The sequence below is a fragment of the Streptomyces sp. NPDC001393 genome, assembly GCF_053597455.1.
This window is the reverse complement of sequence record NZ_JBSFIH010000066.1, coordinates 25,203-39,206: the sequence shown is the minus strand read 5'-3', so window position 1 is coordinate 39,206 and position 14,004 is coordinate 25,203. Positions and strand designations below refer to the sequence as shown.

The 14,004-nt window shown below is 69.7% G+C and carries 13 protein-coding genes and 1 pseudogene; 1 reads left to right on the top strand and 13 read right to left on the bottom strand.

What is annotated here, in order from left to right; translation table 11 throughout:
- Window positions 1-258: 258 nt before the first annotated feature.
- The 13 genes from ACWC2T_RS40060 to ACWC2T_RS40000 all read right to left on the bottom strand — a co-directional run bounded on the left by ACWC2T_RS40060 (window position 259) and on the right by ACWC2T_RS40000 (window position 13,204).
- Window positions 259-1,662 (bottom strand): IS1380 family transposase, encoded by a 1,404-nt coding sequence (locus ACWC2T_RS40060; protein WP_450675254.1) that lies wholly within the window; start codon window positions 1,660-1,662, stop codon window positions 259-261.
- Window positions 1,663-1,821: 159 nt separating this feature from the next.
- Entirely contained in the window at window positions 1,822-5,280 is a 3,459-nt protein-coding gene (locus tag ACWC2T_RS40055; protein ID WP_450675253.1) for a LysM peptidoglycan-binding domain-containing protein, read from the bottom strand.
- Window positions 5,281-5,733, bottom strand: coding sequence for a TadE/TadG family type IV pilus assembly protein (locus tag ACWC2T_RS40050; protein ID WP_275884224.1), 453 nt, complete (start codon window positions 5,731-5,733; stop codon window positions 5,281-5,283).
- Window positions 5,733-6,176 (bottom strand): TadE/TadG family type IV pilus assembly protein, encoded by a 444-nt coding sequence (locus tag ACWC2T_RS40045; RefSeq protein ID WP_275884223.1) that lies wholly within the window; start codon window positions 6,174-6,176, stop codon window positions 5,733-5,735. The genes ACWC2T_RS40050 and ACWC2T_RS40045 overlap by 1 nt, the downstream gene beginning before the upstream one ends.
- Window positions 6,177-6,190: 14 nt before the next feature.
- On the bottom strand, window positions 6,191-6,616 hold the full coding sequence (locus ACWC2T_RS40040) for a TadE/TadG family type IV pilus assembly protein (RefSeq protein ID WP_450675252.1): 426 nt from the start codon (window positions 6,614-6,616) through the stop codon (window positions 6,191-6,193).
- A complete protein-coding gene (locus tag ACWC2T_RS40035) occupies window positions 6,616-6,777 on the bottom strand; it encodes a hypothetical protein (protein WP_450675251.1) in 162 nt (53 codons plus the stop codon). Before ACWC2T_RS40035 ends, ACWC2T_RS40040 begins: the two co-directional genes overlap by 1 nt.
- 202 nt (window positions 6,778-6,979) lie before the next feature.
- Window positions 6,980-7,864, bottom strand: a complete 885-nt coding sequence (locus ACWC2T_RS40030) for a type II secretion system F family protein (RefSeq protein WP_450675250.1) — start codon at window positions 7,862-7,864, stop codon at window positions 6,980-6,982.
- The gene (locus ACWC2T_RS40025; RefSeq protein ID WP_450675249.1) at window positions 7,861-8,814 is read right to left on the bottom strand and encodes a type II secretion system F family protein; all 954 of its coding nucleotides are present in this window, start codon (window positions 8,812-8,814) and stop codon (window positions 7,861-7,863) included. Before ACWC2T_RS40025 ends, ACWC2T_RS40030 begins: the two co-directional genes overlap by 4 nt.
- The gene (locus ACWC2T_RS40020) at window positions 8,811-10,298 is read right to left on the bottom strand and encodes a CpaF family protein (RefSeq protein WP_450675248.1); all 1,488 of its coding nucleotides are present in this window, start codon (window positions 10,296-10,298) and stop codon (window positions 8,811-8,813) included. Before ACWC2T_RS40020 ends, ACWC2T_RS40025 begins: the two co-directional genes overlap by 4 nt.
- The gene (locus ACWC2T_RS40015; protein WP_450675247.1) at window positions 10,288-11,115 is read right to left on the bottom strand and encodes a hypothetical protein; all 828 of its coding nucleotides are present in this window, start codon (window positions 11,113-11,115) and stop codon (window positions 10,288-10,290) included. The genes ACWC2T_RS40020 and ACWC2T_RS40015 overlap by 11 nt, the downstream gene beginning before the upstream one ends.
- Complete coding sequence (locus ACWC2T_RS40010) at window positions 11,115-11,813, bottom strand: SAF domain-containing protein (RefSeq protein ID WP_450675246.1); 699 nt, start codon at window positions 11,811-11,813, stop codon at window positions 11,115-11,117. Before ACWC2T_RS40010 ends, ACWC2T_RS40015 begins: the two co-directional genes overlap by 1 nt.
- A 21-nt stretch (window positions 11,814-11,834) precedes the next feature.
- A complete protein-coding gene (locus tag ACWC2T_RS40005; protein WP_450675245.1) occupies window positions 11,835-12,731 on the bottom strand; it encodes an ATP/GTP-binding protein in 897 nt (298 codons plus the stop codon).
- Window positions 12,677-13,204 carry a hypothetical protein gene (locus tag ACWC2T_RS40000; RefSeq protein ID WP_450675244.1) on the bottom strand — a complete coding sequence of 176 codons (528 nt, stop codon included), beginning with the start codon at window positions 13,202-13,204 and terminating at the stop codon, window positions 12,677-12,679. Before ACWC2T_RS40000 ends, ACWC2T_RS40005 begins: the two co-directional genes overlap by 55 nt.
- A 379-nt stretch (window positions 13,205-13,583) precedes the next feature.
- Between ACWC2T_RS40000 and ACWC2T_RS39995 the strand changes: the two are divergent.
- Window positions 13,584-13,991: pseudogene (locus ACWC2T_RS39995) on the top strand (hypothetical protein); the annotation flags it as partial.
- Window positions 13,992-14,004: the final 13 nt, after the last annotated feature.

Sequence of the window (14,004 nt, the reverse complement as noted above, 5' to 3'; positions counted from 1 at the left end):
ACCCGGTCCGACAGTCGCTCACCGGATGACTTCAGTTGACCCGCTCTTGGCACACCAACAACAACGACAAGATTGCCCGTAAGTTACCGGTATTGCCTCTAACCTCCCCGTTTCGTTTCGAGTGGTTGAGCTGGGGTGATGGTGGAGGACTGGTGCTGTCGGCCCCTGGTTGTTGAGTGGGCATGGCTTGGGTCCGACGCTCGGGCCGGGGTCTTCAAGGGGTTCCTCGGTGGTGGTGGGCAGGGACAGTGCCGCAGGTCAGGTTGCCGGTCGCGGTAGTGCCGTGAGGCGGGCGAAGGCGTTGATGAGTTCGTGCCGCCAGGGCCAGGTCGTGGCGATCCGCAGGCGAAGGCGGCGGCCGCCGCGAGTGATGCGGGCGGCTGCGTGCAGCAGCCGGTAGCGAAGCTTCTTCGGCTCGGCGGTGGCCAACTCGCCTTCCAGGAGCAGGGTCTGGGTCCAGGCGAGCAGGTCGGTGGCGGCCAGGGACAGCTCCAGCCATGCTTGGTTGAGGGTGAAGTGGCGGGAGGGAAAGCGGCCGAAGCCGGAGCTCTTTCCGCAGCGGATGCGGTCCTCGACGCGTGCGTGCGCGCGGTGGCGGACCTCCAGGTGCTGCAGCGAGCCTTCGCCGTAGGGGGTGTCGGTCAGGAAGACCTGGTGGCGCATGCCTTCGTCGAGGTCGAACATGGACAGTTGGGCGCCGGGGTGCGGGCGCTCGCGGCGGACGATGATCCGGGTGCCGTCGGGGTAGCCGTCCAGGTCGACCATGCCGGTCAGCTCGGCGACCTCGGCGCCGGTGCGAAGGGTGCCGTCCTGCTCCAGCGCGGGATGCCAGACCTCATCGGGCAGGGCGCGGATCGCGCGGCGGACCAGCTCGGTGACGGGATGTCCGACCGAGAAGGATGTGTGGACGCCTCGGGCGCGCAGCGCCCGCAGGTGGGCCAGGAACGCTTTGGCTCCTCCGGCGCTGTCGGTGCGGACGAGGATGGGGGTGCCGTGGCGGCGGTCGTCGGGGATCTGGGCGATCGCCGCATCGAGGACGGTGATGTGGTCGGCGGCGGTGTTGGCTCCGGCGTTGCCCGGCCGCAGCAGTCCGGCCAGGGCTTCTCCGGTGTTGTCCAGGAAGCACAGCAGCGGGTGGTAGCCGAAGCCCCGCTTGTAGGTGGCTGCGGCCTGCTCTTTCTCGGAGTGGCAGGTGACCAGGGTGGCGTCCATGTCAATGACCAGCCCGGGTACGTCCCGCCCGCCGGCCTGGGCCGCGGGTATGCCTCTGTCCGTCTCGGCGGCCTGCAGCCAGGCGACCTCGCGCGCTGCGGCTCGGGCCGTGCGCAGTGCTGCCAGTGCCGTGTGGTCGATGCCGGCCAGGAGGCGCCAGGCGGTCGGGGTAGAGGCCACTGGGCCGAAGACCTCGGCCTGGTCGCGCAGTAGGGCCAAGTCGGCGATGGCTTCGCCGCCGTCGGCGAGCATCACCGCCACGTCCACCGCGATCCTGCCCGGGTTGTGTCCGGTGCCGCGTGGCCGCAGACGGCGCAGCGCGTTGGTGAACGCGGCGGTCAGACCTGTGGCGTCGGCGAGATCGGCCAGCAGACGGGACCCGGCATGGCTGACCACCCCGTGGCCGTCGGCCGAGACGACGAGCTTGGGGCGCGAGGCGGTAGTGTGCACGCAGAAAGTGCCTTCCTGCTGGGATGACAGAGACCTTCGACAAGCCTCATCTTCCCAGCTCAGAGGGCACTTTCGCGTTTCCGATCAAGATCCGGACACCGCGGCAAGTGAAAGGCGCAGGCTAACGAACCACCTTCATTGCTAACGAAGTCGCGGATCCTAGATGCGTACCGCCGTGCCCGAGCCGTTGAGGAGCTCGTTGATGAGCTGCGTGGTTTCCGTCTCCAGGGAGCAGTCCAAATCGCGGTTGACCTGCTGCACGCGGGTGATCGCGGTGTGCAGCCCGGAGCGGTTCCCGCGCGCAGCCTCAAGACGCATCCAATCCCGATAGAGGAGCTCTGCCGTGGGGTCGACGTCGAGACCTGTCGCGACGGCCTGGCGTGCGGCGCGGAGGTCGTGATGGGGGCCCACAGGGATGCGGTAAGTGGCCACCGTGTGCGCGACGTCGATGATCCGAGTGATCATTTCCTGAGCGTAGGGCTCGGCCCAGGGCAGCGGCCGGCCGCCGAAAGGCTTGCCCCGCACCAAGGTCAGCGCCTTCTCCAATTCGGTCAGGCCGGAGGTGCCCAGCGGTAGCGAGCGTTCGACGAGCTGGAGGAAACGGGTCCAGTCGCAGCGCACGCCGGGAGCGAGCCGGTACGGGTCCTCACCCGCCTTGCGACGCGGTACGTAGAGGTTGCCGGATGAGTCGCCGCCCAGCGAGCTGCGCAGGCCCTGCATCCGCGCGTTGAGGGTGCTTGTCGACCACGGGCTGACGGGATCCATGTCGGCACACAGGACATCGGCGCTGCGCCCGGGCCGGAAGTACAGCAGGGCGGCGAGCTGTGCCATCCTCGGGCCGTGGCCGGTGCTGTCCACGCCCGTCACCTCAACCGGCCCCAGGACCCGGATCTCTGGGGCGTGCAGGTCGTGCGCCTCGCAATCGTCCGCCTCGGGCGCCGTGGGCTCCTCGACGGCGGCCGCCCGGGCGTCGGCCTCCGCGGCCTGTGCTGTGTCGGTGGAGTCGGCCTCGGCCTGGGGCGCTGGGGCCAAAGGCACGGCTGCTTCGGTGCCCGGGTCGGCTTCGTTGTCGGGTTCAGCCGGCGATGGGGCGGGGGAGATTAGACGGAGCCCGGACGGATCGGTGCTGGCGGCGAGCAGGGCCGGGAAGACCTCGCCGCTCACCCCCGTTGCTGCGGGCGGCGACGGTGGCGAGGCGGCGGCGGGCGTGATGGATTCCTCCGGCGATGCCTGCGTGGGCTGCTGCATGCCCTCCAGCTCGTCCGGGACGTCCTGCCAGGGCCCCTCGGCCGGGTGGGGCGGCTGCCCGGACACTTTCAACGCGGTGGTGATCTGCAGGTAGGCGGCGTGCTCCAGGCGCTGCAGGGTGATGTCGGTGCCGGCGTAGTCGAGGTGCTGCGGCTCGCTGAGGGAGGCGTTGAGGATCTCAGCCTCGGGGAAGCGAACGGCCGCGGTACTCGCCGGGGCGATCAGCGTGACGGGCACTGCCCCCGCCTTGTCGATGACGTCGGCGAACTGCCACGCGGTGTCCTCATCCAAGGAGGACGCGCACAGCAGTAGATACGGCTGATGCTGGGTTTCGGGCATCTGGTGCGCTTCCAGCAGGCGTTCGCTCAGATCGCGCAGCGCGTGCGTGGCCTGGCGCATGTGGGCGATCCGCGCTGTGGGCAGCAGCTGAGGCAGATCCTCGCCGAACCCCACGGTGACGACCTCGACGTCGGACGCCCATGGGCTCATCCCGAGTTCCAGGGCGAGGGAGGTGCATACCTCGGTGATGTGGACCGGGTTGCCGTCCAGCAGCAGCGCGGGCAGCTGCGTGAGGTTGAGCAGCAGCAGGTCGCCCGCCTCGGTGCTGCCGATCGTGACCAGCCCTGGATACGGCGCCGGTACATCGCGGGCCCTCTCGTCGTCCAGGAGGGCGGCGTCGGCGGGCAGGATCCACCAGCCGTCCTGCCCGGAGGCGAAGGGGGCCATGGGGTCTTGGGCGAGGTCCTCGGGCAGCACGCCCAGCGCGCGGGTGCCGATCCGGGCGGCCCGAAGCGGCGGCAGGACCGCGTCCTCGTCCTGCTGGGTCGCGTGGTGGGCCAGGGTCCGCAGTGCCACGTCCAGGCGGGCAGCGCCGCTGGGTTCGGCGGCCGCCGCCAATTGGGCCTCGGCGGCCGAGGTCTCCGAGGCGATGGCGATCTTCTCGCCTGGCTTGCGGCGGCGGCGCTGCAGCGTCCTGCGCAGGGCCAGGGCGCCGGTGACGGCGGCCGCGAGCAGTGCGCCGGCGCCGAGCACGATGCGCAGGTTCAGCGGGCTGCTGCTGGCCGGGGTCGTCGCCGGGGTCGCGGGAGTGGTGGGGGAGGGGGCAGCGGGTCCGGACGTTTCCGGCGCCGACGGGGAGGTTGCAGAGGGCGAGGCGCTGGGTTCGGGCTTGGCGGACGCTGGTGCGGACGGAGAGGCCTGATTCTGCCCGGGCTGCTCGGCAGGGCGAGTAGGCGGTGCGCTGGGCGCCGACGACTCGGGTGCTGGCGCTGTGGTCTGGCTGGGCGCGGGCGTTGGTGCGTTGCTCGTGCCGTCGTCCGGCTTCTGCTTGCTGCTGGGATCCTGGGTGGCCGGGGGAGTGGTCTTCTGCTCGCCCGACTCCCCGCCCTCGTCGCGGCCTTGGGCCGGTTGGTCGGGCCTGGCTTCGGGCACCGTGATCTGTTGCCCCGCGTAGATGACGTTCGGGTTGGTGATCTCGGGCAGGCCGTGCGGCTGCGGCTTGCCTCGGCTGGCATCGAACAGCTGCGGCCAGGCGTCGCCGTCGCCGAGTTCCTTTTCCGCGATCTTCGACAGGTAGTCGCCTGAGTGGACCGTGACGACGTGCCCACCCTTGTCCTCGGCAGCGGGTGCGCTGTCGCCCAGCTGTGTACGGACGCCTCCCGCAGCCGCGGTGGTCTCGGGCATCTGCAGCTGCCAGCCGGGCTGCAGAAAGCTGTTCGCGCGGAAGACCGTGCCGTCGGCCATGGTCCGTCCCTCGTTCAGATCGGCGATCTCCCGCCACCGCTCACCGTCCCCCAACTCCCGCTCGGCGATGCCCCACAGGCTCTCCGCCGGCCGCGTCTGGCGGACCGTGTAGGTCGTGCCGAATGCTGCTGTGCTCGCTGCGGGCGTCGTACTCTGCTCGGACTTGGCGGCCTGCGGCGCCTGAGGCTGCCCGGGCACGCGGGCCGCCGTGGTGGCGGGGGCGGCCTGGGCGTCGGAGGCCAGAGCCGAACCCGTCGGCAGCAACACGATGATGCTGCCGATCAGGAGAGCCGCGGCGCGCTGCGAGGCGCCCATCCCGCGCGGGGCATGCCACGTACGGCCCCGCAGTTGCGCGATCAGCTCGAGGAGGGCGCAGAACGTGAACTGCGCCCACCCGATCCAGCCCACGCAGGCGAGCACCAGCAGGAACACGCTGCCGGTGTCCTGCCGGTCCAGCAGGTGCATGGCGTCGTCGTGGGTGGCAGCCCAGATGACGGGGGTGGCCCACGCCAGCAGCAGCGGCAGCCCGACGACCGCGACCACCAGGACCAGCAGACTCAAGCCGGCCTTGAGGACCCGCGCCAGGGTGCGGCCAGCGGTTGCGGCGGGGGAAGGGGTGGTGCGCATCTAGTTTCCTTCTGGAGCCGTGACGCCATGCAGGAGGGTGGCTTTGCCATGGCCGGTCACCGACAGAGAGCCGATCCCCACCACCGACAAGAACTTCGTGTCGTACGAGCCAGTGACCGTGACGGTGAGCGTCTTTCCGTCGCCGGACACGCTGACCGTGCCGGTGGCACCGGCGGAGCGCAAGTAGGCCTGGGCTGCGGCGGATGCGGCCTGCGGATCCACGACGATCGCCCTGCCGTTGATCGCGTCGGTGGGATCGATCGCCTGCCCGCCTGCCCGCGCGGCTTCGCCGGCGATGTAGTCCGCGCGTTCAGTGGCGCGCATCTTGCTACCGCCGTCGACGGCGACGCCGATGATCCCGATCAGCGCGATGACGCACACGGCGACGAATACGGTGACGCCTCCCCGGTCGTCCAGCCGCGCTCGACGCAGGCAGATCTGCTGGAAGATCATCAGTCACCCCGCTGCCGGTACTGGTCCACCACCGAGGTTGCCGTGGAAGTGAGCGTCTTGGCTCCTGGCACACCCGGAAGCAGAAGGTCGGACAGATTGACGGTGCAGGTCACGGTCACGGTGACCGTGCCGACCTGCCCCACCGGCACGCTGAGACCGCCAGTGTTGATGCTGACGGATGTCGACGCGCACTTGATGCCCTGATCGTTGAGGGACTCGGCAGCCGCCGACTGCGCGGCGCTCTGTGCGGCCGCCGCTGTGCGGTGGATGGACGCCTCCCTGGCTGCGTCCTCCGCAGCGGAGTCGATCTTCGCGCCGGAGGTGACGATCCGGCCGCCGGCGATCGCCAGACACAGAAACATGATCAGGGCAGGGAGGACGATCGCCGCCTCGATCGCGGCGCTGCCCTCATCACTGCGTAGTCGGCGTGCCCAACGGGCCATGGATCCCACGTGATTCACTCCCCCGGGACGGTCCAGCGCTCCACGGGGCCGGACGCCGACTGCGTGACCTGCAGGCCCGGCACACCCGGAATCATCGACAGGGCCGTGCCGGATACCTGGACCCGCACACGCTGCCCGTCGCTGCTCGCGGAGACGCTGTAGCCGCTCAGGCTGTCCCCCGCGGTGCGGCCCAGAACATTGCGTGCCTGGGCCGCACCGTCGGCCGGGCTCGACTGGTAGGCCCGGGCGGCGCTGACGCCCTCGCGGGCAGCGGTCAGAGCGATCTGCCGGGCGTAGTACCACATGGAGGCCTGTATGACGGCGACCGTGGCGAGCAGCACGAACGGGAAGACGATCGCCATCTGGATGGATGTGTCACCGCGCTCGTCGCGCCATCGTCGCCCCTGCCACCAGTTGGCCAGCCGCTCGGGAGGCTTCATCACAGCCCGCTGAGCTTGCCGTTGTACTTGGCGATCACGACGGCGATGGTCCCGGCGATCAGAACGGCACCGGTGACGGCGGCCACCCAGATGATGACGGTCGTGGTGCTGATGTCGCCGCGGTCCGGGCGACGGGCGGCCTCCTGAAGGCCCTCCTGCACGCGCGTGCTCAGCCGAAGGACCGCACCGCCTGCGCGCGCCCAGGCACGCGCTCCCCGGCGACCACGCCCAGGTCCGCTCGATGCTGTGAGCGGGCCGTTGTGCGGTTGCGCGGTCGCCCGGAGCACAGCACGGCGGGTGCGGGCTGCGGTGTGCTTCATGTTCCTTTGCCTCTCTGGAGCGTTGAACGAGTCGAAGTGGTCTTTAGACGGTCAGCATGCGGATCACTGCGGGGAACGCCATCAGCAGCATCACCAGGACGGCCAGCAGGGCTCCCGGCGCGGTCATCTTCTCGCTGGCTGCGTTCGCCTCCGCGGCCTGATCGGCCAGCAGTTCGGCGTTGAGCGCCGCGGTGCGGGCCCGCAGCGCCTTGTAGACGGCGGCACCGTCGGTAGCTGAGCCGCGCATGATGTCAGCGACGTCGTCCAGGACGGGCAGGTCGTACTCGTGGGCGAGCTCCGTGAGCGCTTGATACGGCGGGATCTTCTCCAACCGGGCCCTGCGCAGCGCGCCCTGCAAGTACAGGAAGGGCCAGCCCTCGCCGACCTCGGCAGCCTTCTCCAACGCCTCGGCGGGCCCGGCGTCGGCGGCCCGCTTGAGCGCGACCAGGTCGAGGTAGGCGGACAGGGCGTGCGCGAATTCCTCCCGTGCCCGCTTGGCCTGGTCCCGCACGGCGAGATCGGGCGTGATGAACAGCAGTCCTGCGACGATGAGTCCGACGCCGGCGGGCACGTAGAACGGCAGGCCGACGCCCGCGATGATCCACGGAATGGTGGCGATCATTGGGCAGAGCAGGCCCAGCGCGGCGAACGCGGTCTTCTTGAGCATGAACTGGCCCGGCCCCTGCCCGAGCAGGGCCAGGTTCGTGGTGGGGACCTTCACACCCGGGAGCCGCTCGAGGCGGGCCAGCAGCCACCGGCCCCACAACTCCTCGCGGTCCAGCTCTGGCTCGGGCATCGTCAACGCTGCCGGAACACTGCGCTGGAGAGCCGGTCCCAACGCCGGCTGAGGCTGCAGGAGTTCCCGGATCAACAACGCGACTCCTGCGCCGACCGTGCCGCCGGTCACAACAACGGGGAACAGGTTCACGATGCGGCTCCTTCCGGTTCCCGGGCAGCGATCGGCACGTCCGGCTCCGGGGCAGGCGCGGGCAGTCGCACGGTGCTGGTCGGGTCAGTGATCAGGAAGCGCGGGATACGACGGAAATTGCCCAGCTGCCGCATCAAGGCCAGCACGCCGACGAACCCGGCGGTCAGGAAAGCGAGCACGAGCTGTCCGAGGAGTGTGGAGTACGGCTTCGTGTAGGACGGAACGAAGAATCCGGCTACCACGACGCCCACGGTGATGATGGTCATCCACCGCACCGTGGTGCGGGGCTTGGCCCGATCCGCCTCGATGGCGCGCTTGCGGGCGACCTCCTCGCGGACGGTTCCCGAAAGGTCCTCCAGCGCCTGCGCCAACCCGGGGCCGCGATCGTTGACCGACAGGATGAGTGCCGCGGTCACCTTGTCCGCGGTGACGTCGTCCAGTTCCTCGGCGAACGCGCGGAGCGCACCCTCCGGCCGCCACCCCAGGCGCAGCCGGTCGGACAGGTTGATGATCTGCGGGGCGAGTTCGTCCGGCGCCCCCTGACGGCTGGTGATCATCGCCTGTTCCAGGCCCATGCCCAGCCTCAGCAGACCGGCCAGCCGCTGCGTCCACTCGCTGAGCGCCTCCAGCTGACCGATGCGCTCCTGCGCCATCTGCGCGGGAGTGATCAGCCAGGGCACGCCGATGACGGCCGTGCCGAGCAGCGCACCGCCGACGAAGTTCCCACTGATCAGCCACACGGCCGCGAAGACCACGACGGACGCGACCATGAGGGTCCGCCGCCGCAGCCGAGCGTCCTCGCTTCGATTTTTCCCACCACGCAGGGCCGCCTGCCAGCGCTTGAGCAGCGGAGCCCTGCGCGGCGCACTGGTGCCTATGACACCCGCCACGACACCGATCAGCCCGCCGACCACGGCCATGCCGCTGAGCAGGGCGAACAGCAGGATCATCGGCTCACCCCCACCTTCAGCGGCAGCGGCGCCGGCCAGGCCCCGTAAGGCTGCTGCAGCAGGCCGGAGTCGAAGCCGACGCGGCGCAGGTCGTCGATGCAGCCCGGGTCCATCCTCGGCACCGCCCGCAGCTCTCCCCACTCGCGGCCGGGGGAGAAGATTTCATTGGTGGCGGGCCGGCCGTTCTCGCCGATCCCGGTCAGCTCCAGGACGTGGGAGACGTAGCGGTGCCGGCGTCCGCCGATCTGCGTCTCGTCCGTCATGTCGACGTACACGATGAAGTCCAAGCCGTTGGCGGTCTGCCGGTAGGCGAGCTGCTCGGAGAGGTTCTCCTGGGCGAGCGCATACAGTTCGGCGATCCGGTCGAAGATGATGTCCGGGCGACGCGCGTGGATGGTGCACAGGTTGCCGCCCGACCCGTTCGTCAACGCCTGCATCATGGCGACGACTTCCGGGCCGCGGACCTCGCCGACCACGATCCGCTCAAGCGACATCCGCAAAGCGGGATGCATCAGGTCCAGCAGCGTGACCTCACCCGCGCCGCGCCCGGTGACGTCCTTCTCCCCGTTGGACTCACGACCCACCAGAGACACGACCTGCTTGTGGTAGCCGTTGGCGTGGGCGAACAGCTCGTCCTCGGTCTGAATGGTTGCGAACCGGCACTCCGGGTCGAACTCCTTGAGCATCGCCCGCATCAACGTGGTCTTCCCGGCCTTCTGCTTCCCCGCGATCATGATGTTCTTCTCGGCGCGTACGGCGGCGCCGAGGAACTCGCGCAGGATCGGGTCGATGGTGCCCAGCCGGACGAGGTCATCGAGATTCGCGTGGGAGACGCGGTGGCGACGAATAACTGCATACGTCATCGGCCCGAGCCCGGTGATGGCCTGCAGACGCGAGCCGTCCTGCAGAGACAGGGCGAGGGTGGGGTTCGCGGTGGAGATGGTGCGCTCGCTGTGCCCTGAACCCCGAGCCAACTCACGCAGCAGCTCCAGCAGTTCCTCTTCGGAGTCCGCGATCGGGCCGACCCGGCGGCGTTCGCCGTCGCCGTAGTCGAGCCACACCTCGTGCGGGCCCTGGATGATGATGTCCTCAACCCGGTCATCGTCCAGGTACGGCTGGAGCCGGCCGGCCCGAAAGAGCAGGTCGTACACCGCGCGCCGCAACGCCTCGTCTTCCTGCGGCGTCATCGCCTGCGCGTCCGACCACAGCGCGACCGCCTCGGCGATCCAGTTCAGGCACCGCTGCTCTTCGCTGGCCCGGTCCATGTCGGGCTTGGTCTTGAGCAGTTCCTCGCGCTGCCTGGCGACCTGGGACGCAATCTCCCTCGCCACCCGGTAGTCGACAGTGACTTGAGGAGCCGCCGTACCGAGCACCTGGGTACTCGAGGCAGCACCGGCCGGTGCCGACGCACCGTTGCTCTCGTGCACCCACTGCTGGGCCATCGGCGCCACCGTGGGGTCGGGATGCAGGGGCTTAGCGCGCATGGGTCACCTCCCCGCCTGCCGCGTGCAGGCCGCGCGGATCGAGGCGAGCCCGGCGCAGGGCGGCCCGCTGAACAAGCAGCGTGCTGCCCGTGCGGGCGGCCTTCATCAGCGGCGACCTGGTGAAGTGGCGCGGCTGCTCGACCCCGTCGGACAGCACACGGGCGTCCTTCGGCGCATACGGCAGCGTGGCGATCACCGGGACCTGCAGCACGCGCTGCACCTCGCCAGCGGGATACGGGCCCTCGTTGATCATCAGGACGCTGACGTCGCCGACGCGCTCTTCCAGTGCGCGTACGCGGCCCTCTGCTGCCTGCAGGCAGCGCAGGGTGTTGCGGACCACCACGACCGTGGCATCGGCCTGCTCCGCCAGGACCCCGGAGGGCCCGTACGCCCCGCGGCGGCCCAGGTCGATGAGCACGTCGTGGCCGCTCTCGGCCTCGATGCCGCGGAACATCTGCGCGAGGATCTTCCAGACCTGGCCCAGGCTCGCCGACTGCGAGGGGTCGGTGATGCCGGGCAGCAGCAGCCGGTCGCGTGGGGAGTCCTGCTTGCCGTCCTCGCTGCTCAGGTCGATCAGCTGCCGCCAGAAGGCGTCGCTGAACTCGCCCTTGCGGGCGGCGACCGAGAGGTTGCGCAGCCCGTACCGGTCGCCGAGCGTGCCCTGCAGCAGGCCGTGCAGCACGGCCCCGCCGTCCGGGTCGCACTCGGCCAGGATCATCCGCCGGCCCGCCTCCAGCGGCCACGACAGCAGCAGAGCGAGAGCGCTCGTGGTCACGCCGGGCGCGCCGCTGCAGCCCGCGAGCGCGATCACAGCCATCAGTTACCGTCCGGGGCAGCAAGGACCAGGCGCAGGGTGCCCGCCGCCTCCCATGCAGCGGCCGTGGGGCCGTCGGAGGCGGAGGTGGCCACGTCGACGACCATGATGCCCGTACCCGGGGCGGCGCCGGATGCCTTCACGACCCGGCCGTCGATGGTCTGCGGCGCGGCGTCGGACGTCTTGCCGGTATCCGTCGTTCCCTGAGCCGGGACGTGCACAAGCTGTACCTTCTGGCCCGGCACCAGAGCTGTGGCCGGGATCTGCTTGGGCTCCAGGCCAATCGGCACCAGCTGCTCGCCGGCCTTCACCAGGTTGTCCTTCGTCACCTGCGAGGGGGCCAGCAGGGAGCCGGGCTTGAGCTCCACCGCGGCCCGCTTGCCCACTACCGACTTCAGGTCGTCGGCGCGCACTGCCTTGACCGCCGGGTCCAGGGCGACGGACGCCTTGCCCAGGTCGTCCTGGGTGAGGACCTGGCCGACCTGGACGTCGCGGACCACGGTCACCACGTCGGTGCGGTTGCCGACCTGGAGCAGCAGGACGGCAACACCGGCGCCTCCGGCGGCGATCAGCGCCAGCGACAGGGCGATGACACCCGGTCGTCGCCTGCGAGCTGAGACTCGGGGCGGGGCCACGGGCCCGGCCACGCGTCCCTGCTGCGGGACGCCGTTCGGAGCTGTGTCTACTTGGGTCTTGCTCACCGTTCTGTCCTTCCGGCGGCGTTACCTGACGACCTGTACTTCGCCGACCGCCACCTGCACGTTGGTCTGCCGGACCTCGGCGAGCTGGCCGGCCTGTCCGCCGCCCTGCCAGTTGATCGTCCACGTCGAGGTCGCGGTCACCGGGAACTTGCCGTTCTGGGCACCCGCCGATGTCTTGGAGTACACGTGTCCGCAGGTCGGGGATTGGGCCATGCCCTCGGACGACGTGTAGGGGGTACCGGGGCCGGTGCAGGTCACCGAGGCACCGTCGCCCATCGTCCACACGATCTTCGACACCTCCGCGGTCGCGGTGACGGTGACCCCGCCTGCCGTGGCCGACGCGGTGTTCGGTCCGTAGGTCGTGGCGCTCTGGTTGACCCACATCCACATCGGGACACCCACGGTGTACTTCCCGGCCGCGCGCGGGCTGGCGATGTCCGGGCCGAGCAACGTCATGGAGTCCACTGCACGCTGAGCCAGCACCCGGGGGTCCACCTGCGGCACCGGAGGCTTCCCCAGCGGCACGACGACAAAACCGTCCGGGTTGTTCTGGCCGCCGTCCGTGCACCCGTAGAAGTACACGTCGTTCTTCTTGGGGTCGGCGCCCTTCCACCCCGGCCATGCGGCCGGAGGCTTCGGATCGACCTTTTGGTACTTGCACTCCAGCTTGCTGTCGCCGCTGTCGCTGCCTTGTGAGCTGCCCTTCTGCCCGCCGCTGCCGCCGGTTTTGTCACCGACACCGACATCGACGCAGAACTTGATGACTTGGCACTTACCGGCGCCGACGTCAGGACCATCGCCAGCGTGTGCGACGCCTGCCGAAGCCAGGGCAAGGGCGCCGGCCAGTACAGCGAGGCGGCGGGTTAGCAGGCTTGCTCTTGAGCGGTCAACTTCGTGACCATCCACGTCTTCCCCCACTTTTCAAGCGTTGCGGTGCTGACGTATTTGATGAGCCGCGTCGTGGGCAACGGGACCGGCTTCTTCGAGGCCTTGTCGGTCAGGATCCAGTGAGTCGTGTCGATGCAGTCCGTCACCGTGGCCGTGGGGATCTTGGCCTCGGTCACCTTCACGACCTTTGGATTGATCACCGGCTTGCCCGTGGTCACCTGTCCGGCCTTCCGCATGACCTCGAGGTCGTGCTCGATATCGAACAGGGCTCGCAAGGTGGTGTTCTTCTTCAGGTCAGTGCCCGCCGAGGAGGCCTTGCTGTAGGCCTGGGTCTGGGCGTCCCACGAGCTCTGGTACGCCGCGAGGACGGCGGCGTCCTCGGCGTCGACAGTGGAACTGGGGGACGGTGAGACAGCCGTCGGGCTAGGGCTGGTCTTGGACGAGGTGTCCGAGCCGCTGTCGCTACACCCGGCCAGCGTCAGGAGGCTGCCGGCGAGGAGCAAGGCAGTTGCGTGCTTCCGGGTGCGAACAGTGGCGATCCTGTGCCCCGTGGAGCGTCGTTGTGTAGCTGTCACGTGGTCTCCCCGTACGACGCGGTGCGGTCGACCGCTGCCCTCGGCCTCCGGCATGAGGCGGCCCAGAACCGCGGCCTGGTCCAGCTGCGGTAATGCGTTTGCGTGATCGCAAGGTTACGCATATGCCAGTCAACTTCCCAGCTCGATAGTTGAGTTCACTCGCACAACTCGGTACGCAACCGGTCACTTTCGGAACCTGAAGTCGATTTGTAGGTCTGTCCCTTCACTCATCACGTGCGCTAATCCCCTGTTTGGCCGGTACGTTGAGACCATCCGCACTAGGCCAACGACACACCCCCGCGGAGGGATGCAGGGTTGCTTGAGCGCTACCCCGGGGAACCCGAGAGGATCGGCCCTTTCCAGGTCCTGGGCCGTCTGGGCACCGGCGGTACGGGGGCCGTCTATCTCGCCCAGTCGCCCGGGGCCGCCGGGTCGCCGTCAAGACGGTCCGTGTCGAGTGCGCCGCCCATCCCGCATTCCGGGAGCGTTCCGGCGCGAGGCCGACGCGGCACGCCGGATCAGTGGCTTCTGGACTGCCCCCGTCGTCGACGCCGACCCGGACGCTCCCACGCCGTGGATCGCTACCGCCTACCTCGACGCGCCGGACCTCGCCGGGCACGTCCAGCAGCACGGCTCCCTGAACCCCTCCGCGCTGCGGATGCTCGCGGCCGGCCTGGCCGAGGCGCTGATCGCGATCCACAATGCCGGGCTTGTCCACCGCGACCTCA

Excerpts from the sequence above, each read along its gene's own strand:
- ACWC2T_RS40020 (WP_450675248.1), bottom strand. The coding sequence starts at position 10,298 with ATGCGCGCTAAGCCCCTGCATCCCGACCCCACGGTGGCGCCGATGGCC.
- ACWC2T_RS40025 (WP_450675249.1), bottom strand. The coding sequence starts at position 8,814 with ATGATCCTGCTGTTCGCCCTGCTCAGCGGCATGGCCGTGGTCGGCGGG.
- ACWC2T_RS40045 (WP_275884223.1), bottom strand. The coding sequence starts at position 6,176 with ATGGCCCGTTGGGCACGCCGACTACGCAGTGATGAGGGCAGCGCCGCG.
- ACWC2T_RS40040 (WP_450675252.1), bottom strand. The coding sequence starts at position 6,616 with ATGAAGCCTCCCGAGCGGCTGGCCAACTGGTGGCAGGGGCGACGATGG.
- ACWC2T_RS40050 (WP_275884224.1), bottom strand. The coding sequence starts at position 5,733 with ATGATCTTCCAGCAGATCTGCCTGCGTCGAGCGCGGCTGGACGACCGG.
- ACWC2T_RS40055 (WP_450675253.1), bottom strand. The coding sequence starts at position 5,280 with ATGCGCACCACCCCTTCCCCCGCCGCAACCGCTGGCCGCACCCTGGCG.
- ACWC2T_RS40015 (WP_450675247.1), bottom strand. The coding sequence starts at position 11,115 with ATGGCTGTGATCGCGCTCGCGGGCTGCAGCGGCGCGCCCGGCGTGACC.